Source organism: Pseudoalteromonas sp. S327 (assembly GCF_005886415.1).
Classification (GTDB): domain Bacteria; phylum Pseudomonadota; class Gammaproteobacteria; order Enterobacterales; family Alteromonadaceae; genus Pseudoalteromonas; species Pseudoalteromonas atlantica.
The window spans coordinates 60,415-82,250 of the sequence record NZ_PNDP01000016.1 but is presented as its reverse complement, the minus strand read 5'-3'; the positions used below and the strand labels follow the sequence as shown (position 1 = coordinate 82,250).

Genomic DNA, 21,836 nt, shown 5'->3' with positions numbered 1-21,836 from the left:
GACGAAAATGGCAATGTAGATTTAAACAACTACCGTTTCACGGGCGGTATTACACTGGTAATAACAGGCATGTTTGACGGTACTTACGATTTAATTAAACGACTGCGCTCTAAAAACAGCGTATCTGCATTAGCCATTTATTTAGGGCTTTATTTACTTTATATTGGCGTTGTGTTTTATAAGTAACCCCTCAAATGACAGCAAAACAACTTTTTAGAATAATAATTACCGCTAGTTTACTATTCCCACCCCTATTTTTTATTGCTTGGGATGAAAATCTCGATCCCCCCTTTATTGCCAATACCGCTTATGATTTTTTAACACATAAGCTGCTTCCTGTTTTGTCAGTAATAATTAGTATTGCAGGGGGGATGTACGGATACAAAAAGTACAACGCATGCATAACATTTAAATCAAATTTTAAAGACTACTTAGAGGATGATGGGAAGCTTAGGGGCTGGCTGGGTATTTTGTTTATACCGGTTTTAGTTTATTTATGGCTGTGGGCTAGTTTTTGTATTTCAGTAAAGTTATGGACGTATTATTATAGCGACAATAGCTGGCAGCAAGATTACCAGCTACTGGCTGTAGAGGCGTGTCCGAGTGATTACGAATACAGCTGCGCAAAACTGGTTGTGCTTGATTTACAAACTTACAGAAAGCGCTCTTTTAGGTGGTATTTAGATAAACCAGCATTAAAGCGGCTAAAAAATGAGAAAATAAACATCGTGGGCGTTAAAAGCCCACTAGGTAACGTCGTGCATCAAATACAATGGTAAGTGCGCACGCTATTTTTTTAAACTTAATGTGCCAGATGAACGCGCTTTACCGTTTGCTGGCTTTTTGTTGTTTGCGCTTTTGCTATCGCCTTGCGTATTTTTACTAGCTCCGCCTTTACCTACATAGGTGGTGGAGCGCTTTTGAAAAGGGGTGTTACTTCTTTGAGTGCGAGTGCCTCGCTCATTATTAAAGGCACGTGGGTTTTCCCCCTGAAAATCACGCTTTTTAGGCTCGCCTTTGTTATTGGCATTTTGCTTATTGGTATCAACCGAATGCTCTTGCGTTTTACCCGAATCGGCAATGGAGTCATTAATTTGCGCCATTTCTACGTCGGTTAAATGTCGCCACTGGCCTACTTTTAAGCCCTTTAACGTTACATTCATAATGCGGGTACGTTTAAGGGTTACAACTTCATAACCTAGGTATTCACACATACGGCGAATTTGGCGGTTTAAACCCTGCGTAAGCACAATTTTGAATTCTTGCGGAGCTGTTTGCGTCACTTTACATTTTTTTGTAACGGTATCTAAAATAGGAATACCGTTGGCCATTTTGCTCACAAATTGGCGATTGAGTGGTTTATCAACTGTCACCACGTATTCTTTTTCGTGGTTATTACCCGCTCGCAAAATTTTATTAACGATATCGCCTTCGTTAGTTAAAAAAATCAATCCTTCTGAAGGTCTATCTAAACGGCCGATAGGAAATATACGGGTGGGATAATTAACGGCTTTGACAATATTACTTTGAATTTTACTCTCGGTGGTACAGGTAATACCCACTGGCTTATTATACGCTATGTACACGCGTTTTGGTTTTTCGCGCAGCGGTTTTCCATCGACTAAAACAGTATCGGTATCAGCCACTTTTACGCCCATTTCAGGCGTATTACCATTAACTGTTACACGACCTTGCTCAATATATTTATCGGCTTCACGGCGTGAACAAAAACCTGTTTCACTAATAAATTTATTTAAACGTTTTAATTCGGTCATGGCACTGAATGGTCCTAATTTTAAAGGCGACTAGTGTAAACCACACGCCATTATTTTTCGCCCCTAATTTAAACCTTTACGCATTAATTTTTGCAATTTTTGCTTGAGTTAACCTGCGCCAAACATATTCCAGCGGCCCTTGCTCATAATAGCGACAATATAAAGCTGTAAACAATAGCTGCACGCTAACTAGGCCAGTCGCGATTATCCAATAGTCTATTCGGTTAAAACTTAATACCCACTGCGGATACAACACTTTATAAAGCAACAGCTGCATAAGTGTTTGGCATATATATAAGGTAAAAGCTAAGCGCCCCGCCTGCTGAATAAGCTGGCCCACATGAGCACGGTTATTACAAAATTTAACGATGAGATGAATATAAAATACAGCCATGAATAACGCGGCAAAGGTATTTATAAACTCTTGTAGGGCGAACCCCGCTCCCCCAGTAAACTTTGACGCATAAAGCCTCATGCCTGAAAAAATAAAGGCGCCAGCTATACAAACAATAAGGTGCGGCTTAGTTAAACCTTTACTAAAAACCTCATTTTTATATAAATATATGCCAATCAGCATTAGCCCTACGCACAGCCACATGATCATGATAGGAACAGCTACCAGCATTAATACATTCATACCTAGGTTACTCAAAAAGTAATCGCTGCAATGCGGGCTATATAAATCGATATACTGTGCTGAATCACGATAAACGAGCTCATCTGGCGCACTAAAAAGCACCAACCCCGTGGCTACACAACCAATTAAAAGAAACTCCCCTGCCCTTTTTACAAGCAGTTGATTATTACTTTGCAAATATTTTAGAACAAACCAGCCAGATACACCGTACAAAAATAAAATGTCGCCAGCCCAAAGTAAAAAACCATGTACCAAACCAAAAATGATAAGCCAATGCAATCGCGCTTTTAAAGGCGCTGTTGATTTAACTTTTTGCCATTGAATATAAAGCCCTGCACCAAACAGTAAGCTAAACAGCGTTCTAAATCGGCCATCAACAAAAAAAGTACTCACAGCATGGATAAGGGTGTCGCTAAAAGGCGGGGTAGATAAAGGAATATAGCTATAATCCACTAAGCCAAACGCATAGCCATTCATATACACTAAGCAAAGCACGGCAATGCCGCGAATAAAGTCCATATTATAATTTCGCATAATGAGCGGTTACTGTCCTTTAACTATTATTTTTATAATTATCTGCCCAATCTACGGCTTGATTATATAATCCTGGCAGCACATCACTTTTAACATTAAGTAATATAACGGCTTTTTCTAATGTCCACCAGCTACCTGTTTCGTACGCTTGTACTACATTTAAAATATAATATAGGGTGTTTTTTTCGTTTAGTAATGCCGCTTTAATATCATCAGGAAAAGGTAACTTTTCGACTAATAAACTCATAGGTTGATCGAGTATGGCATTTAGTAACGAAAACAAGCCGGTTAAAAACGCCTCACCCACCAACGATTTAGACACCTGCTTTGCTATTAGCTCACAAAAGCGTGCTCTAACTACACACACTTGCATTAGCTCTGCTGGCTTTTTACCCGCGGTGTGCGCGGTAACAATTAAACTAACAAACTTTTTTAAACGCTCATGCCCTAAATACACTAACGCCTGCTTAATAGATGATATTTTACTCTGAATAGGAAAAACACCGCTGTTAATTAGCCGCATAAGCTTATAAGCCAAGGCCGCATCGGCTTCAAATAACGCACTAATTTGCTTTATATCTGGGCTTGGTTTCATTACTTGCGCGTAAATAGCCACAACTAACGCATAGTTATAATCAATGTCTTGCTGTTCGTGCATTGTGGGCTTGGCAAAAAAGTAGCCTTGAAAGTAATCAAACCCCATTTTATGTGCTTGGTGATAATCGGCTTGGGTTTCTATTTTTTCTGCTAATATTTTTATTTTTTTATGCTGTTTTAGTTTTTCTACAATCTCAGCAATATCTGATAAAGGCGTTTGCGCAATATCAAACTTTACTAGCTTAATAAACTTTAAAAATCGCTCCCATTGCTCGTTATAAACAAAGTCATCTAATGCGAGTTTATAGTTTTTATGAAAAAGCTCTCTGCAAAGCTGATAGTTATCGTCGGTGGGTTCAATGGTTTCTAATAGCTCAATGACCACATCTTTGCAGGGTAAAAAGTCACATAAATTGTGCTTTAAAGAGTCTGGGCCTATATTTATCAGTGCCGTTTTACCTGAGGTGATGTGGCGTGTGCCTAAATTAAGCTGGTTTTCCATTATTAGGCGAGCAGTTGCTTGACCTTCTTCTATATCGGGAAAAAAGTTTTCAGCACTATTACGAAATAAAAGCTCGTAAGCAACTACATTTTGCTTACGATTGAATATTGCTTGCCTTGCAACAAATACAGACACATTACCTACTTCTTATTTTTATACTCAAACTAAGTAATTAATAGCGTAAATAGGTATAAATGTCACTTCTACTGCGTTTAATTTTAATGATTTAGCAATACATGCTTGAAATATAATCAGCAGCGACCGTTTCCCACGAAAAACGTGCTCCTTTAGCATTAGCTGTAATGTTACTCCATTGCTTAGGATTTTGCTGTTTTAGCGTAAGGGTTTCAGTCAAGCATGTCATTAACCCATCAACTTGTTCATTCAACGAGCCGCCAGAAAATACAAAGCCATTGTTGTTGTGGCTTACGGTGTCTTTTAAACCGCCAACACTGTGGACTAAACAAGGTTGCCCTGCGCGCATAGCAAGCATTTGACTAATTCCGCATGGCTCGAACGAGCTTGGCATTAAAAATAAATCCCCAAGCTCATATAGGCTATCGCCAATACCTTGCCCATAACCTTTTAAAAACAATAAGTTTGTATTACGTGCCATAGCCTTGGTAAAAATGCTTTCAAGGGCTTTGTCACCAGAGCCTAAAATAATAAGACGACCGTTAAAACGGTTAATTATTTCACACACTTTATCAAGCGCTAATGCATTACCGTATTGTTGGCAAAGTAATAACACCTTTTGCTCGGTCAGCCTGCCAACACTTGTTACAAGGGGCCCATCTATTGGCGTGTTTTTAAACTGCAGCATGCGCTGATGCGCCACATAGTAGCTCGTTTCAAGCTGCTCATGTTTTGCCATCCAGTTAAATAAAGTATGTTCAATACGCTCATACAAGAGCGATAAAGTAACTTGCTTAGGGTTTTGCTCAGGGTATTCACAGCCATTTAATATTCCCACCACCTTGCCTTGAGCCGATTGATTTTGTAAATCAAGCTCTAAGCCTTCTCCACCAAAAAAACCTTGCTGATAATTACTCGGCTTTAGTACCTCGGTACTGTAAGTAGGTGAGACTAAATGAACTTTATCCGCCAAATTTATAGCACTGCGCATAGGGTTAAAACAGTGTGGGTAACGAGGGTCGCACAAATGTTGCCCGTTATAACCTAACGAAGGAAACCAAGCCTCTAAACTCGAGTCGTCGTGTTTAAAAGGCCTGATCCCTTGCAGTGCTAAATTATGAACTGTATAGGCAATATGTAAATTAGCGAGGGTATCGTAGCGTTTATCAAATTTTAATAATACGGCGACACACGCGCTATGCCAATCGTGTAAATGCAGTGCTTGAGGGCGCGTTATTAAACCCTGAAGCAGCGCTTCACATAGAGCGGCACTAAATAATGCATATTTTGTTGCATCAGTAGCAAAAGGTCGCCCGGGTTCGTCATTGCAATACACCGAACCCGATTGGCTAAACAGTGGGTGCGAAATAACAAATTGATTAATGTGTGTGTTGTCATCACTTATTTTAAATAAAGATAATACCTGTGGCTGCGCTCTAAATATAACAGTGACATCACCTATATATTCACGTTGCAGTTGCTCAAACCCATAATCAGGAATAACAACATCTACGCTCACGCCTTGTGCTGCTAGTGCTTTTGGGGCATCTCTGACTACATCTGCTACCCCGCCCACTTTAGCGTTTGGTAGAGCATCGTTTTCTGCGGCAACCATTAATACATGCATTTATTTACTACTTCCTTAACCTTTGTTATTCGCATCCGATTTTAAGCGAACTTTTTATTTTCGTGTGCTTGACGTTCAAGCTTTTTAGCAAGTTCCGTGAGCATATCACGGGTGACTAATACGATGCCTTTTTTAGATACCCTAAAGCCATTTTCTTCATCGGCTTTTCTATCGTAGCCAATTTCAAGCCCTGCGGGTATTTCACAGCTTCGATCAATTATGGCTCGCTTAATTTTACAATGACGATTAATAAGAGCCCCGGGTAAAATAACCGATTGCTCTATTTCGCAAAATGAACGCACGTGCACGTTTGAAAACAGCAGTGATTTTCTAACTACTGAGCCCGATACAATACACCCTCCCGATACCGTAGAGTCTACCGCCATACCTCGTCTGTCTTCATCATCAAAAATAAACTTAGCCGGTGGCAACTGCTCTTGGTAGGTCCAAATAGGCCAGGTTGGATCGTATAAATCTAGCTGTGGCTCGGGCATTACCAATTCCATATTGGCTTCCCAAAACGAGTCTAACGTTCCTACATCACGCCAATAAGGTTGCCCTTCTTGCATGGGATCTCTAAACGGAAACGCATACACACTGTGCTCTTCTATAATTGCCGGAATAATATCGTGCCCAAAGTCGCGGCCAGAACCTTCATTTTCAGCATCTTTTTTTAGCTGCTCAAATAAAAACTCAGTATTAAACACATAGTTGCCCATAGAGGCTAAGCAGGTACCTGGCTTACCAGGGACAGAGCTGGGGATCGAAGGCTTTTCATCGAAGCGACATACCCGATTTCTTTCATCAACGGTCATTACCCCAAAGGTATCTGCAGCCTCTTCAACAGGTACTTCAAGGCAACATACTGTCATGTCGGCGCCTTTTTGCACATGCTCGGCTAATAGAGCGCCGTAATCCATTCGATAAACGTGATCGCCTGACAAAATCATCACATATTTTGGCAGTTCGTGGCGAATAATATCCATGTTTTGAAAAACCGCATCGGCAGTTCCACAATACCACTCATCACCATTACGCTGAGATGCGGGTAAAATTTCAACCGACTCCCCCAGCTCTTTTTTAAAATGGCCCCAGGCGCGATTAACATGGCGAATCAAAGAGTGCGATTTATATTGTGTGGCTATGCCTACACGCCTCACACCCGAATTGATACAATTTGATAATGGAAAATCGATAATACGGTGCTTACCGCCAAAATAAACAGCGGGCTTTGCGCGCCAATCTGTCAATTCGTGTAAGCGTGAGCCGCGTCCACCAGCCAGTATTAACGCGTACGTATCTCGGGTTAAGCTACTTATGTAACGATTTGCATAACTAGGCATAATACTCTCTCCGTTTAGTCTGTGCTCTTAGTGGCATGGCTCGTAGTTGCGTGTAAGTCTGTTTCACTAATAGTTAGGGGGGTTAGGTGCCAAATATCTTCACTGTATTGGCTTATGGTTCTATCGCTTGAAAATATGCCGCTTGCGGCCGTATTTAAAATACTCATTTGCGTCCAATGCGTTTGGTCTTGATACGCAGCCTCTACCTGCTTTTGCGCTGCCACATAGCTTTCAAAGTCATGTGCAACCAACCACGGATCGTGAGGGCTTTTAATAGCATTAATAATGTCGTCAAATAAATTAGGCTCAAACAGGTTAAATTGCCCGCTTTCGAGTAACTGCATTACATGGCTTAGGTCGCTGTTTTGCTCTATTAAATGAGAAGGGTTATATCGCGATTTAATATCATCAATTTGATGAGCCTGGGCACCAAACAAAAAGAAATTATCAGCGCCAACAGCGTCTCTAATTTCAATATTCGCCCCATCTAACGTACCAATAGTAAGCGCACCATTCATCATAAACTTCATGTTACCAGTGCCTGATGCTTCTTTACCTGCGGTCGATACTTGCTCTGATAAATCGGTTGCAGGGCAAATAGTTTCCATTGCGGTTACATTATAATTTGGCAAAAACGCAACTCGTAAATAAGGCGCTGCAAGTGGGTCTTTATTAATAACCTCAGCTACGTTATTAATTAACTTAATTATTTTTTTAGCCATGTAATAACCAGGGGCGGCTTTACCCCCTAGCAGCACACAACGTGGTACTAAGTTTGTAGTATCGCCTCGGCGTATACGGTCGTATAAATGAATAACATGAAGTACATTTAATAACTGGCGTTTGTATTCGTGAATACGTTTAACTTGTACGTCAAACATCATCTCTACATCAAAATCAACACCACAGCGCTCTTTCACTAAATCGACGAGACGTTGTTTGTTTTCGCGTTTAACATTTTGCCATTGCTGATGAAACGCGGTGTCGTCGAAGTAGCGGCGTAATTGGCTTATATCTGCAAAATCGCTAACCCATTTTGAGCCAATTTTTTCTGTAATTAAATGACTCAAGGCCGGGTTGCAGTGTGCTAACCAACGCCTTGGGGTAACCCCGTTGGTTTTATTATTAAACTTGTTAGGCCAAAGCTCATAAAAGGTTTTAAATAGCCCTTCTTTTAAAAGTTGGGTATGTAGTGCGGCCACACCATTTACCGAATAGCTACCAACAATCGCTAAATAAGCCATACGTATTTGCGGCACGTCGCCTTCTTCAATTAACGAAAGCGCACGCTGTTTACTTGCATCGCCTGGCCAATGCTGAGCCACTTGCGCTAAAAAGCGGGCGTTTATTTCATAAATAATTTCTAAAATTCGCGGCAATAGTTTTGCAAAAAGCGGCACTGACCACTTTTCTAATGCCTCTGGCAATAGCGTGTGGTTAGTGTAAGCCATTGTGCTGGTTGTAATTTCCCACGCGTTATCCCAATCAAGCTCGTAATCATCAACTAAAATGCGCATTAACTCTGCCACGGCAATACTTGGGTGCGTATCATTTAATTGAAATACATGATGGGCTGCAAAGTCACTAAAGTCTTCGCCGTACTGTTCAACCCATTGCGATACGATATCTTGAATACTCGCTGATGATAAAAAGTACTGTTGGCGTAATCTAAGCTCTTTACCATTTTCACTGCTGTCATTTGGGTAAAGCACCATTGTGATTTGTTCTGCTAGGTTTTTTTGCGCTACCGCTTCTGAATAACTCCCCGCGTTAAACTCGGTTAAGTTAAATTCGTCGGTCGCTTCTGATTTCCATAGCCTTAGCGTATTAACAATGTCGTTTTTATAACCAGGAATAGGCACATCATATGGCACAGCTAATACGTCGTTACAACCAACCCATTGACGGTGTTCGCGCCCATGTTTGTCGGTATAACTTTGTACGTGCCCAAAAAACTTCACTCGTTGTGATTGCTCAGGCGCGGCAAGCTCCCACGGGTGCCCCTCACGAAGCCAGTTATCGGGTTGCTCAACTTGGTGGCCATTTTTTAATGATTGGTTAAACATACCGTATTCGTAGCGAATACCGTAACCAACCACGGGAAGCGCAAGGCTTGCACAACTATCTAAAAAGCAGGCAGCTAAACGCCCAAGGCCACCATTACCTAGCCCTGCATCGTGCTCTGCCTGGGCTACGGTTTCAATTGTGGTGCAATACTCTTGCAGTGCACTGGAGACTTGTTCGTCTAAGTCGAGATTTAAAATTGCATTACCAAGTGCTCTACCCATTAAAAATTCTAGCGATAGGTAAGCTGTTTTACGGCGTTTTTCTTGCTTGATTTGTTGTTTGGTTTCTCTGCAACGAGCAACAAGCCGATCTCTGATTGTCAGCGCAAGCGCATGATATAAATACAGTTGCGACTCACCCACTTTGTCACGCCCTAAACTGTAATAAAAGTGCCGAGTTAAATCATCTTTTAAAGTGCTTTCATCAATTACAGGGCCTTCTTGCCACCCTTTTACCACACACACATTTTCGTCTTGCTTAGACATGACCATCGTCCTCTAAATTTGCACTAAAAACCCAGCTGCTTTGTGCTGAAATTTCGACTATTGCATCCTCTTTACTGCTTAGCGATGCGTTATGTACACTTGATAAAACCATGTCCCATTGCGCCGCGATAGGCGATGGGGGTAACTTACAAAAAACTGTTTTTTTACTCGCATTTAAAATGATTAATAAGGCGTATTTATTTTGCTTATCTAACAAGCTATACATTAAAAACTGGCGCTGCGGCTCGTGCCAATGCTCGTTAGTCATTTTTACGCCTTGCTCGGTAAACCATTTAACCGTAAAGCGCTCGTCAATATCTTCTGAAAACACACTGTGTTTAAACGCACTGTGACCACGCCTTATTTTTAGTGCATCGTCAATAAATCGGGTTAGTGAATGATTTAGCTGTGAGTCTTTCCATGCCAACCAGCTGGTGCGGTTATTTTGACAATACGCATTATTATTGCCCCCTTGCGAGTGACCCATTTCACTGCCTGAGGCAATCATAGGCACCCCTTTTGAGAGTATTAGCGTAAGTAAAAAGTTCTTTTGTTGCTGCAGCCTTAGGGCAATAATTTTGGCATCATTAGTAAATCCTTCAACACCACAATTGGTGGAATGATTAGCGCTGTGGCCATCGCGATTTTGCTCGCCATTCGCTTCATTATGTTTATGCTCATAACTCACCAAATCGGCAAGCGTAAAACCATCATGGCTGGTAATAAAATTAATACTGTTTAGCGGCCCGCGCTGGCTGTGCTCAAAAATATCAAATGAGCCATGAATACGTTTTGCTACATTTGCAATAACGCCTTCTTCGCTTTGCCAAAATCGGCGTATGACATCTCTGTATTGGTCATTCCACTCTCGCCAAGGTGCAGCAAAAGCCCCTAGCTGATAGCCACCTGGCCCTATATCCCAGGGCTCACTAATAAGCTTTACACGACTCAATACAGGGTCTTGTTCAATGGCTTGAAAAAACGCATGGGCGCTATTAAAACCATGGGCATTTCGGCCTAAAATGGTGGCTAAATCAAACCTAAATCCGTCTACTCCCATTACTTGCACCCAATAACGTAAGCTATCAAGTACCAGCTTTAAGGTTTTAGGATGATCAATATTAATGGTGTTACCGCAGCCGGTATCGTTTATATACACCTGAGGCTTATCAGCCACCGTTCGGTAATAAGCTAGGTTATCTAGCCCTCTGAGCGATAAAATCGGCCCATCGGCGCCCGCTTCTGCGGTGTGGTTATAAACCACATCTAAAATAACCTCTATATCCGCTTTATGAAGCTCGCTAACCATGCGCTTAAATTCGTTAATGTCATCATCAACTAAATAATCTTTATGCGGAGTAAAAAAGTTGAGTGTGTTGTAGCCCCAATAATTTTGCAGCCCTTTTGCCGTTAAAAACTGCTCACTTATAAAAGCATGTACAGGGAGCAGCTCTAGTGCGGTGACCCCTAAATTATGCAAATGCTCAATAAAGCTAGGGTGGCTTAAGCCTAAAAACTTACCTTGTAAATTTTTAGGGATATTAGGGTGTCGGCACGTGGCGCCTTTTACATGGCACTCATAAACAACGGTATTAGACCAGCTATGGTTTGGCTTTTTGTGTTTATAAGGCTGGCTATTAACAACCCGTGATTTAGGTATATCAATGGCATTATTAACGGTGCTTTTCGTGCCAATAGGCATTTGCCCATAGTGGCGCTCACTCCATGTGAATTCGCCAAATAAGTCTTTTGCATAAGGGTCAATCAGCAACTTGTGCTCGTTAAACAGCAGGCCTTTTTCAGGACTGTACTCCCCTTCTACGCGATACCCATATAATGCGCCTTCGGCTAATGGCGCTACATGGGCAGTCCATATACCGCCTTCGTTGATATGCATGGTTACTTTTAATATTTCAGAGTGCCCACTTTTATCAAATAAGCACACATAAGCTTGTGTTGCTTTAGGTGCGTACAAGCTAAAGTTAACGCCGCCACTGCTAATAGTTGCGCCAAGTGGATGTGGTTGCCCATGTGAAACCTCAAATCGATTACTCATCTTCAACCTTTTGTAAATAAATAGTCGTTAACCCGCCCATTGCAATTTTAATGCTATGCGAAAAGCCATGAGCGCTTGCCTTAACGCTACTAACCGTGGCGTTTTTGTTTGCTGTTACTTTAATACCTGAGCCAAAAAAAGCGTCATCATCGGTGTTTAAAATAACCTTATATTTACCCGCTGCGGGTACCCCAATTTCATACTCTTGATAAGAAACAGGCGTAAAGTTTGCTACTACTACAATAAAGTCGTGGGCATTTTTAGCATAACGTACAAAACTAAATATACTTTGCTCATTATTGTTGTTATCTATCCATTCAAAACCCGCAGGGCTTGAGTCGAGTTCATACAGTGCAGGCGACTTTTTATAAACAGTATTAAGCGCTTGTACAGTGTTTTGTATACCGCGGTGGCTTTTATGCTCTAGCAAATGCCAATCAATAGAATGATTGTGATCCCACTCTTTTCGCTGTGCTATTTCGCCGCCCATAAACAGCAGCTTTTTGCCTGGGTGCGCCCACATAAATGCGTAATACGCACGTAGATTGGCAAATTTTTGCCAATCATCACCAGGCATTTTTTCAATTAATGAGCCTTTACCATGTACAACTTCGTCATGACTTAGCGGTAGAATGTAATTTTCACTAAATGCGTACACCATAGAAAACGTCATTTCGTGATGATGATGCTGCCTATAAAGCGGGTCATGTTGCATGTAATGAAGGCTGTCGTTCATCCACCCCATATTCCATTTGTAGCCAAAACCTAAGCCATTGTGATCAACACTTTGAGTGACTCCCGGCCACGCGGTCGACTCTTCAGCCACCATCATAATGCCCTGATTATTTTTATAACTACGCAAATTTACCTGCTTTAAGCACTCAATAGCGCCTAGGTTTTCTCGCCCACCATAACAATTGGCAACCCATTCACCTTCTTTGCGGCTGTAATCTAAATAAAGCATTGAAGCCACCGCATCTACGCGCAGTCCATCAAGGCCAAATTGCTCTAGCCAATACATCGCATTAGAGATTAAAAAGCTTTTAACCTCCGGGCGGTCGTAATTATAAATATAGGTATTCCAATCAGGATGAAAGCCTTGTCGAATATCGGCATGCTCAAATAAATGCGTGCCGTCAAAGTGGTGTAAACCATGCGGATCACTAGGAAAATGCCCAGGCACCCAATCAAGTAGCACACCTAAGTTTGCTTTGTGACACTGCTGAATAAAGTATTTAAAACTGCTGTAATCACCAAAGCGACTAGTTGGTGCAAATAAACCCACCGGCTGGTAACCCCAAGAGCCATCAAACGGGTATTCACTTATTGGCATTAATTGAATATGCGTAAAGCCCATTTCAAGCGTGTAATTAACCAGTTTGTCGGCAAGTTCGCTATAGTTTAAATAGCGGTTTTCTTCAGCCCTTTGCCATGACCCTAAGTGCACTTCGTAAATACTTATGGGCGCGTCTATATGGTTACGCTTTTGACGATTTTTAAGCTCGCTATCACTGAGCGAAATAGGCGTTGCTTGCTGTTGTAACACACTGGCCGTACCCGGAGCTTGCTGCATTTTAAAGGCAAACGGATCTGCTTTTTCAAGCACATCGCCTTGCTGTGTCACAATAGAAAATTTATAACAGGTATCGGGCTGAAGCCCTGCGATAAAAAGCTCCCATACACCACACGCAGGATGAAAACGCATATAATGACGATTAGCTTGCCAAAGGTTAAATTCGCCAATAACAGATACACTGGCTGCATTAGGCGCCCACACACAAAAACGCACTCCATCAACCCCTTGTTGATTAATAAAGTGAGCGCCTAAATGTTTATATGCATGCTCTAAACTGCCTTCGTTAAATAAATACATTGCATCCGTATCTAGGCTGCTTGCAAAGCTATATTCATCGTAAAAACATAATGCTGAGTTTGCATATTCAACGTTGCACTTATAAGGCTGCGTTGGCATTTCGTTGCTTGTTGCAATAAATAAATCGCTACTGTTATAACGCTTAGCAATAACTTGTTTATCATTAATAATAATATTTACATTTTTAGCAGCGGGTAAATACACGCGTATTTCATAGCCATTTTTATAAGCATGTGCCCCTAAAAAACTAAAAGGGTCTTTAAATCTGCCGCCTTGTAGTGCAGTTACCTGTGCGTCGTAATGGGTCTGTAATGAATCCTTTGGTGCGGTACTACTCATATCCTTTCCTTATTGAATTAACTGCAGCCAAGGTACTGGCATTATTTTTAAAAATAGCGTTGCTTGAATGAGTTAAAACACGGCGCCAATTTGGGTATTCGGTATTAGTACCGGGTATATTCACCGGATACGTTTGTTTATCTAAATCATCAAGCTGAAGTGCAAATAAACGGGTCTCACTGTGTGCAAGTGCTTTGGCAAGTTCACCGTAAACACACATAGCATCGCTAGTTTCGCTAAGTTGCTCTGCGCTATGTAACTGTATAAAACGCAGTAATCGTTGTTTTTCTTGTTGTCTTTCGTGCAATTGCTGTTGGTACTGCTGATCATCAATAAGCTGATACTGACGTTTAATATCTAAATCATCTGTTTGCCACCAGCCGCAAAATGGCGGTACGTCATGATTCGCTATCATAATTAAACAATGCTTAGGTAATTCTTGTAATGGTAAAAACTCACCATCATGTTGTTTTTCAAAATAAAATAAGCTATTTGAATAAATACCACTTGCAGCAAGTGCGTGTTTTACCTCGGGCGGGACTATGCCTAAGTCTTCACCTATTACTATGCACTGATTAAGGTGAGACTCTATTTTTAAAATAGCCAATAAGTGTTCGAAAGGGTAATAAACATAACAGCCATCTTGTGTGTGATTATTTTCAAAGCACCACCATAAGCGCCTTAGTGCCATAACGTGATCAATGCGCAAACCGCCAACGCCTTGCATGTTTGCGCTAATAAGTGAGCGATAAAAGGCAAAGTGATCATTTTTTAATTGTTGCGGGTTAAGTGCAGGCAGCCCCCAATTTTGCCCTGCTTGCGCCCAAGGGTCTGGCGGCGCGCCAACATTGGCATTATCACTAAAAAGGGATTGCTGAGATTGATACTCAACGCCATCACCTGCACAACCAACAGCTAGGTCATTAATTAAACCTATTGCCATGCCTTTATTTAAACAGTGCTGCTGACAATGGCTTAATTGTAATTTAGCCTGCCATTGTAAGTAGTAATCAAAGGTAGGATTGGCTGAATTTAGCGTAGTTAGGGTCTGGGCGTTTTGTTTGCAAAACTGGGCAAACTCATCGCGTCGTGAAGCGCTGGCATGTGCTTCAAAATGACTAAATAGCGCTTTAAATAATGCATATTTAACGGCGCTTACTTTTTCATAATTTATAAACTGTTCATTGCTGTTAAAAAGCGCTTTTACCTCATCACTGTGTAACAAAGCATCTAATTGTGGATTGTTTTTAGCATCAGCTGATAGTTCAACACAAATGTACAAAGGATTTAATAACGCACGGCTATTAGGGCTATAGGGACTGGCTCGCTCACTTTGCTGTGCAAACAGCAAATGTAACGGGTTGAGTAATATGTAGTCCATGTGCTGCTGAGCACATAAATCACATAGCTCTAGTAAATCATTAAAATCCCCTACACCTAGGCCTGCTTTGTTTTTAACTGTGTACAACTGCAGCGAAAGCCCAGTGCGCTTAGTATCATCTACTTGAAAAACTTTTTCTGGGGTGGCCCACAATTGAATCTCTTTGCTTTGCTCCCCTACACTAACCAGCGCCTGATGATAACCTACCGGAATAGCCCCTAACGGCACTGCTACTTCAATATAACGCACGCCATGTACATAGTAATCGCCAGTGATGGCCAAATTATGTAAATTAGCACGCTCATAGGTAACGTTTAACTTTGGCAACGTTATCGCAACAGGTAAATCACGTTGACGCTCATCTATGCGAATATAAAAAAGGTTATCAGTTAAATTCACTAAGCTGGTATCGGGTGCTAACTCTAACCAAGGCGCAACATCTAATTGATAATTAAGCTGAGCTATTTGGTGTTCATCTTCGGTATTTACACCACAACATTGTAAGGCACGTTTGCGCGTGTCTTCGCTAAATATAACCTGCTCGCCCGTGTATTTAGTAAACTCATAACCAATACCGTGCAGATAAAACAACTGCGAAAGTGCGTCCATTTACTCGCCTTAATTTATGCGTTGAGTGTTCACTATGCTATTTTCTGTGCCAAATGTATTAGGTAGGTAGTCATCTGCTTGGTGGTCGTTATCCCAAATATCACCATTAATTAAGTAACGAAAATGAAACTGCTGATCAACTGGCAAGCGTTGCTTACATTTAAATACCCCTTCTTTTTTATTAAACTTCATAGGCACCGGCTGCCAATCGGTAAATTCGCCAAGTAAACTTACTTGCTCTGCATCAGGGTGGGTAAACTCAAAGGTAACTTCAGCTTCATTTTTTGTTTTGAAAAAACGTTTATTCAACATAGTAGGCTCCAACTAAACCAAAATGGGTACTTAATCTTTGCCACAGGGCCGATACAACACTTTAAAGGGCGATGTGGGGTGCATTTAAACATCATTAAACGCGGGTAATTTAAACAAATTTTTATTTACGCATTATTACAGTGCAAAAAAGTTTTTAGCTGCACATATAAGGTGCGATTACGATAAAAATTTTCGCTTATTAATGACAAACTAATGTACAGCAAGTATTAAACCAACTTAATCATTTTTCATTATTAATATATTGAGTAAAAAATCGTTTAAAGGTTCACACGAACCTATAAAATTCTTTCGTTATCAGTGTGCTTAAGTAATAATACACAGCATCTTACGTCTCTGAAATACCAAAAATTTCATGTTGAAAAAAAGCATTTTATTTACTACGGTAATTGTATTTATTGCACTTGCCTCCTTTGTAAGCCTTTCTGTATATACCCTTTATAGTAAAAAGCAATTATCAGTAGACCCTAAATTAAAAGAAATTTCAGGCATTGAGTTTGATAAAAAAAAGCGTTTGTGGGCGATTAATGATGGCGGTGACGACCCAAAACTTTATCGCCTAGGCGAAGATGGCGCTATTGAAAAAGAAATCCTTGTTACGAATGCTAAAAATATAGACTGGGAAGACATGACGCAAAATAAATTTGGTCATTTTTTCTTAGGTGATTTTGGCAATAATAAAAACGACAGAAAGTGGTTAACTATCTATAAAATAGAAAACCCAATAGACATAAAAACAGAGACCACCGAAGCCGAAATTATTAAGTTTACCTATCCTGAAATGGATGGCACTCCCATTACTCCTAACAAACGCAACTTTGATTTAGAAGCCTTTGTAGAATACAAACGCCATTTATATTTATTTACCAAAAATAGAACCGAACCTTTCGATGGCATAACCAATGTTTATAAAGTGGGCGATCATGCAGCCAATTTTGATGCTCAGTTAATTGATTCATTTAAAACATGCACAACTTTAGAAAAACTCTGTTGGATCACATCCGCTGCTCTTAGCCCTGACAGGACTAAACTTGTGTTACTTGATTCTACAAGCATTTGGCTGTTCGAAAACTTTAAAGGCGACAAGTTTTTTTCTGGTGATGTGTCTCGAATCGATTTAGGTATTGTCACGCAAAAAGAAGCGATCACCTTTTATGATGATAATACACTTATTTTTACCGATGAAGAATTTAAAGGGCTGGTAGGAGGAAATGCTTACGTTATTAAATTAAATGAAGCACAAAAAACCATTATCAGACAAGCGCCAAAGACTGCCGTAAATAAATAGCTACACAAAATTTTGCTATACACGCGGGCTTTAATAAGACGCTGCACACGCTATTAATTTAATGCGTTGTTATTAAATGAGTGCAGCGCTTTTTCTACATCGACCCCCATAATAATAACGCCAATATGATCGCCCTTGGCATTTTTTATCGGTAAACTTAATTGCACCTGAAAATGATGTGTTGAAGCATCATATTCAACACTGTCAAAGCGATACGCTAAAGACTGCTGGTATACGAGGCTAAATTTATTCTCATCCCCTTGCCAATAATCACTGGTGATTTTGCTTATAGCCACATTTTTACCTTGCCTATCTGTCACTATAATTTCGGTGATTATGCCTTTGAACTGCCTTTGCCATTGTTTTAAATATAATGAAGCATCAGTAAATAGCATATTTTTAGCTAAATCATGTTGATGTGTTTTGACTTCTTTTATCCAAAGCTCGTCAGCGAGTTTGAGCGCTTTGTTAGTTAGCTTTATATGGTTACTTTGCGCTGCGGCATCGGTAATTATGGGCTGTGAAATTAACGCCTTTATTGGCTCTAACAATGTATTTAGTATTTGTACTTGCTCACCCTGTGATAAATAAAACGGTGCAGGGGCACATTGAGGAATCGTTTCGTCGAATTTTTCTAAAAAAGAAGGGTGCGAATTAATAAGCTTATTAGCAGCAAAAACCCCTAATGGCACATAACGATAAAATGAGCGCGGGTAGGCAGATGCGTCAATACCTAAGTGATCGGCAGCATTATTAAAGTCATCTAAATCAAGTAATACTTTGTCTACTCTATGATGGTGAAGTACGTTTACTATTTCTTCTAGCGAGTTTACTTCAAGCAGCGAGGTAATATTTTGCGTTTTAAACCAATTAGCCTGATAACTGCCATGGACCACGCCATAACGTAATTTTTTGGGGTCTTTATTAACGCTATCGGGATGAGTAAACCAGTACCAATTTTCTAGGTAAATAGGTGATGACAACTTACCATACTGGCTCATCTCAGAGGTTAAATGCGTTGTAAAATACCCATCCAACCTATCTTGTTTTACCTCGCGACGTGCCCTCAGCCAAGGTAACGATTGCAACTCAAATGGCATGTCCATATTGTGTAAAATACATTGCACTTGGTTAACCGCATTATCTGGTGTTGTAAGCGATACATTGGTACCTAATTTTAAGGGTTCAGTTAAAGTTAAAAGTGCAAAAAATAACGTTGTGGGCATAATCCATTGCTAAATAATTGTGTTAATTACAATAAGTATAGTAAGGCTTTGCCAAAATACCTAACTTCGATAAAATTAAATATTAAGTTAAATCAATAGGTAACCTTTCGCTTCAGTAACGCTATACTTTAACGCTTAAATTTTGTTTCTAAAATCACTGACGACGTTGTGCGCTCTACCCCATCTAAATTACCTATATCATCAAGTAAATGGCTTAGCTTTTCTAAGTTTTGCGCTTGCACTACGGCAATTAAATCAAACTCCCCACTTATGGCATAAAGCTGGGAAATAGCATCAATCTGTTTAAGTTCTAAATTGGTTTTAGTGGTGAGTTTTTGCATCACCTTTATAGATACATGAGCCGAGACCATACTGGTCAAATAGTCTTCACCGTAGTCTACGCTATAGCCTTTTATAACTCCTGTTTCTTCAAGTTTTAACATACGGCTTTGCACGGTAGAGCGCGATAAATTAAGCATGCGTGCCAAGTCAGAAATACTGGCTCTTGCATTGGTTTTTAAAATTGAAAGTAGCTTTTCGTCTTGTGAAGTTATCATATTGCTTATTAATTTCGTTATTTTGACTTTTATTGTAATCATTTTTCACAAAATAGCACTGCAAATTTAACCTACAACCTTCGATAATAGTGCTTAATAACAAAAATTACCTAGCTGAGAAAACGCTAACGTTTTTATTTTGCTAATCTTTATTCAATATTCACAATTTTTAGGTGTACATAATGCAAGTAACAAGAGACTTATTTAACGATCTAATGGTGCCAAACTACAATCCGTCGGCAGTTATTCCTGTGCGCGGCGAAGGCTCACGTGTGTGGGATCAAAATAACAATGAGTTTATTGATTTTGCAGGCGGTATTGCTGTTAATTGTTTAGGCCACTGTCACCCAGCGCTTGTATCGGCTTTAAAAGAGCAAGGCGAGAAAATTTGGCACTTATCAAATGTGATGACTAATGAGCCAGCCCTGCGTTTAGCGCAAAAAATGGTTGAAGCGACATTTGCTGATAAAGTGTATTTTGCAAACTCAGGCGCAGAAGCCAACGAAGCGGCCCTTAAGCTTGCACGTCGTTTTGCACTTGACGAACACGGCGAAGAAAAATCACAAATAATTGCCTTTAACAAAGGATTTCACGGCCGTACATTTTTTACAGTAACGGTGGGCGGACAAGCTGCTTACTCTGATGGCTTTGGCCCTAAACCTGGCGACATTATGCATTGTGATTACAACGACATTGCAGCATTTGAAGCACTTATTAGCGATAAAACATGTGCCGTAATGATGGAGCCACTACAAGGTGAAGGCGGCATTATTTCACCTACCGACGAATTTGCAAAAAAAGTACGCGAGTTATGTACCAAGCACAATGCACTGCTAATTTTTGATGAAGTACAAACAGGCGTTGGCCGCACTGGCGATTTATACGCTTACGAAGGTTTAGGTGTAGTGCCCGATATTTTAACGACAGCTAAAGCGTTAGGCGGTGGTTTTCCTATTGGCGCTATGATCACTCGTACTCATATCGCAGAGCACTTAAAAGTAGGTACGCATGGCTCTACGTACGGTGGTAACCCACTAGCTTGTGCAGTAGCAGAAGCTGCATTTGACACCGTAAACACACCGGATGTACTCAACGGCGTTAAAGAGCGTGAACAACTATTTCGCGATGGTTTAAATGCAATTAACGAAAAATATAACGTATTTAGTGAAGTACGTGGTAAAGGATTACTTATTGGTGCGGTATTAAACGATAAATTTGAAGGCCGCGCACGTGACTTTTTAGTTGCCAGTGCTAACAATGGTTTAATGAACCTTGTTGCAGGCATGAATGTTATTCGTTTTACCCCTTCTTTAGTTATTCCATTTGAAGATATTAAAGAAGGCCTAGCACGCTTTGAAAAAGCAGTAAGCGACGTAGTAAACGGCTAATTTAATTAAGTGCGCCCCAGGGCGCGCTGTTGGAGCAAGTAATAAATGCAAGTATTACGTCCTATTACCACTGAAGACTTTGCTGCACTTAAGCAAATTGCGATTGAATCGGGCCATGGGTTTACCTCGCTTCCGGTGGACGACCAGCTATTAAAAGACAAAATAGACCGCGCCGAAAAAAGCTTTGCTAAAAATATCAATCAGCCGTTAGATGAAAGCTACCTATTTGTTTTAGAAGACAGTGAAACAGGTGAGGTCATTGGCACAACCGCCATAGAAGCCGCTGTTGGTTTATCTGTGCCTTTGTACCATTACCATTTAGGTAAAACAGTACACCACTCGCCTACACTTAATGTTTATAACACCGTTGATATTTTAAGCATGTGTAACGATTACACCGGATGCTCTGAAATATGTACTTTGTTTTTGCGCGAAAACAGCCGTAAAGGCTTAACCGGGCGCTTTTTATCACGCTCACGCTTTTTATTTATGGCGCAGCACAGCGAACGCTTTGCCGATACCGTGATTGCTGAAATGCGGGGTGTAAGCGACGAAGATGGTCATTCACCGTTTTGGCAGTGGCTGCAAGAGCACTTTTTTAGTATTGAGTTTCCCAAGGCCGATCATTTAGTTGGGCTTGGCGATAAAGTGTTTATTAGTGAGTTAATGCCTAAATACCCTATTTACGTCAATCTACTCAGTAAAAAAGCCCAAGCAGTGATTGGTAACGTGCATGAAAAAACTAAACCCGCACTTAAACTGCTCGAAAAAGAAGGCTTTGAGCACCGTGGCTATGTTGATTTGTTTGATGCAGGCCCAACGGTAGAAGCCAAGCTTGGTAATATTCGCAGTATTCGTGAATCTCAAGTATGCCCTATTACTATTGGCGAGCTGGAACATATTAGCCAGCACAGCTCAGATACTTTAGCCGTTTGTAATCAAGGTGTAAGTGGGTTTAGAGCAACCTTTACCCAGCACGCCCACTATAACCACGCTAAACACACATTAGTAATAAGCCAAGAAGTGGCTGATGCCCTTAATTTATCCCAAGGAGATGCAGCGCGTTTTTTCCGCCTGTAAAACAAAT

16 protein-coding genes are annotated in these 21,836 nt (G+C 40.6%); 4 read left to right on the top strand and 12 right to left on the bottom strand.

The genetic code is table 11. The annotated features are described in order from the left end of the window. The first annotated feature begins 194 nt into the window (after nt 1-194). Entirely contained in the window at nt 195-779 is a 585-nt protein-coding gene (locus tag CWB60_RS06430) for a hypothetical protein (protein WP_138577239.1), read from the top strand. Nucleotides 780-788: 9 nt separating this feature from the next. Here CWB60_RS06430 and rluF read toward each other — a convergent pair whose 3' ends face one another. The 10 genes from rluF to CWB60_RS06380 all read right to left on the bottom strand — a co-directional run bounded on the left by rluF (nt 789) and on the right by CWB60_RS06380 (nt 16,272). Continuing rightward, entirely contained in the window at nt 789-1,775 is a 987-nt protein-coding gene (rluF, locus tag CWB60_RS06425) for a 23S rRNA pseudouridine(2604) synthase RluF (protein WP_029774482.1), read from the bottom strand. 76 nt (nt 1,776-1,851) lie between these two features. Further along, entirely contained in the window at nt 1,852-2,946 is a 1,095-nt protein-coding gene (locus CWB60_RS06420) for a DUF418 domain-containing protein (protein ID WP_502704736.1), read from the bottom strand. Between the two features lie 19 nt (nt 2,947-2,965). Further along, nucleotides 2,966-4,180, bottom strand: a complete 1,215-nt coding sequence (locus CWB60_RS06415; RefSeq protein ID WP_138577241.1) for an EAL and HDOD domain-containing protein — start codon at nt 4,178-4,180, stop codon at nt 2,966-2,968. Nucleotides 4,181-4,271: 91 nt separating this feature from the next. Continuing rightward, the gene (locus CWB60_RS06410) at nt 4,272-5,807 is read right to left on the bottom strand and encodes a glycogen synthase (protein WP_138577243.1); all 1,536 of its coding nucleotides are present in this window, start codon (nt 5,805-5,807) and stop codon (nt 4,272-4,274) included. Nucleotides 5,808-5,848: 41 nt separating this feature from the next. Then, nucleotides 5,849-7,150 (bottom strand): glucose-1-phosphate adenylyltransferase, encoded by a 1,302-nt coding sequence (gene glgC, locus CWB60_RS06405; RefSeq protein WP_138577245.1) that lies wholly within the window; start codon nt 7,148-7,150, stop codon nt 5,849-5,851. Nucleotides 7,151-7,164: 14 nt separating this feature from the next. After that, nucleotides 7,165-9,702, bottom strand: a complete 2,538-nt coding sequence (locus CWB60_RS06400; RefSeq protein WP_138577247.1) for a glycogen/starch/alpha-glucan phosphorylase — start codon at nt 9,700-9,702, stop codon at nt 7,165-7,167. Then, entirely contained in the window at nt 9,695-11,758 is a 2,064-nt protein-coding gene (gene glgX, locus CWB60_RS06395; protein ID WP_138577249.1) for a glycogen debranching protein GlgX, read from the bottom strand. The genes CWB60_RS06400 and glgX overlap by 8 nt, the downstream gene beginning before the upstream one ends. Then, on the bottom strand, nt 11,751-13,970 hold the full coding sequence (glgB, locus tag CWB60_RS06390) for a 1,4-alpha-glucan branching protein GlgB (RefSeq protein ID WP_138577251.1): 2,220 nt from the start codon (nt 13,968-13,970) through the stop codon (nt 11,751-11,753). The genes glgX and glgB overlap by 8 nt, the downstream gene beginning before the upstream one ends. Continuing rightward, entirely contained in the window at nt 13,963-15,960 is a 1,998-nt protein-coding gene (gene malQ / locus CWB60_RS06385) for a 4-alpha-glucanotransferase (RefSeq protein ID WP_138577253.1), read from the bottom strand. Before malQ ends, glgB begins: the two co-directional genes overlap by 8 nt. Before the next feature lie 9 nt (nt 15,961-15,969). Further along, nucleotides 15,970-16,272 carry an isoamylase early set domain-containing protein gene (locus CWB60_RS06380; protein ID WP_138577255.1) on the bottom strand — a complete coding sequence of 101 codons (303 nt, stop codon included), beginning with the start codon at nt 16,270-16,272 and terminating at the stop codon, nt 15,970-15,972. 373 nt (nt 16,273-16,645) lie between these two features. Here CWB60_RS06380 and CWB60_RS06375 point away from each other — a divergent pair, with 373 nt between their 5' ends. Beyond that, nucleotides 16,646-17,578 carry a hypothetical protein gene (locus CWB60_RS06375; protein WP_138577257.1) on the top strand — a complete coding sequence of 311 codons (933 nt, stop codon included), beginning with the start codon at nt 16,646-16,648 and terminating at the stop codon, nt 17,576-17,578. A gap of 53 nt (nt 17,579-17,631) precedes the next feature. Here CWB60_RS06375 and CWB60_RS06370 read toward each other — a convergent pair whose 3' ends face one another. Beyond that, a complete protein-coding gene (locus tag CWB60_RS06370; RefSeq protein ID WP_138577259.1) occupies nt 17,632-18,804 on the bottom strand; it encodes a cellulose-binding family II protein in 1,173 nt (390 codons plus the stop codon). A gap of 128 nt (nt 18,805-18,932) precedes the next feature. Further along, nucleotides 18,933-19,361 (bottom strand): Lrp/AsnC family transcriptional regulator, encoded by a 429-nt coding sequence (locus tag CWB60_RS06365; RefSeq protein ID WP_031289416.1) that lies wholly within the window; start codon nt 19,359-19,361, stop codon nt 18,933-18,935. Between the two features lie 182 nt (nt 19,362-19,543). On the opposite strand from CWB60_RS06365, the gene CWB60_RS06360 reads away from it, so the two are divergent. Together CWB60_RS06360 and astA are read left to right on the top strand one after the other, a co-directional pair. Beyond that, nucleotides 19,544-20,749, top strand: a complete 1,206-nt coding sequence (locus CWB60_RS06360; protein ID WP_138577261.1) for an aspartate aminotransferase family protein — start codon at nt 19,544-19,546, stop codon at nt 20,747-20,749. A gap of 45 nt (nt 20,750-20,794) precedes the next feature. Then, a complete protein-coding gene (gene astA / locus CWB60_RS06355; RefSeq protein WP_024031782.1) occupies nt 20,795-21,829 on the top strand; it encodes an arginine N-succinyltransferase in 1,035 nt (344 codons plus the stop codon). Nucleotides 21,830-21,836: the final 7 nt, after the last annotated feature.

Coding starts and splice junctions, on each gene's coding strand:
- glgX (WP_138577249.1), bottom strand. CDS start 11,758: ATGAGTAATCGATTTGAGGTTTCACATGGGCAACCACATCCACTTGGC.
- CWB60_RS06410 (WP_138577243.1), bottom strand. CDS start 5,807: ATGCATGTATTAATGGTTGCCGCAGAAAACGATGCTCTACCAAACGCT.
- CWB60_RS06420 (WP_502704736.1), bottom strand. CDS start 2,946: ATGCGAAATTATAATATGGACTTTATTCGCGGCATTGCCGTGCTTTGC.
- glgB (WP_138577251.1), bottom strand. CDS start 13,970: ATGAGTAGTACCGCACCAAAGGATTCATTACAGACCCATTACGACGCA.
- CWB60_RS06380 (WP_138577255.1), bottom strand. CDS start 16,272: ATGTTGAATAAACGTTTTTTCAAAACAAAAAATGAAGCTGAAGTTACC.
- CWB60_RS06375 (WP_138577257.1), top strand. CDS start 16,646: ATGTTGAAAAAAAGCATTTTATTTACTACGGTAATTGTATTTATTGCA.
- malQ (WP_138577253.1), bottom strand. CDS start 15,960: ATGGACGCACTTTCGCAGTTGTTTTATCTGCACGGTATTGGTTATGAG.
- CWB60_RS06400 (WP_138577247.1), bottom strand. CDS start 9,702: ATGTCTAAGCAAGACGAAAATGTGTGTGTGGTAAAAGGGTGGCAAGAA.
- CWB60_RS06370 (WP_138577259.1), bottom strand. CDS start 18,804: ATGCCCACAACGTTATTTTTTGCACTTTTAACTTTAACTGAACCCTTA.
- CWB60_RS06360 (WP_138577261.1), top strand. CDS start 19,544: ATGCAAGTAACAAGAGACTTATTTAACGATCTAATGGTGCCAAACTAC.
- rluF (WP_029774482.1), bottom strand. CDS start 1,775: ATGACCGAATTAAAACGTTTAAATAAATTTATTAGTGAAACAGGTTTT.
- astA (WP_024031782.1), top strand. CDS start 20,795: ATGCAAGTATTACGTCCTATTACCACTGAAGACTTTGCTGCACTTAAG.
- glgC (WP_138577245.1), bottom strand. CDS start 7,150: ATGCCTAGTTATGCAAATCGTTACATAAGTAGCTTAACCCGAGATACG.
- CWB60_RS06365 (WP_031289416.1), bottom strand. CDS start 19,361: ATGATAACTTCACAAGACGAAAAGCTACTTTCAATTTTAAAAACCAAT.
- CWB60_RS06430 (WP_138577239.1), top strand. CDS start 195: ATGACAGCAAAACAACTTTTTAGAATAATAATTACCGCTAGTTTACTA.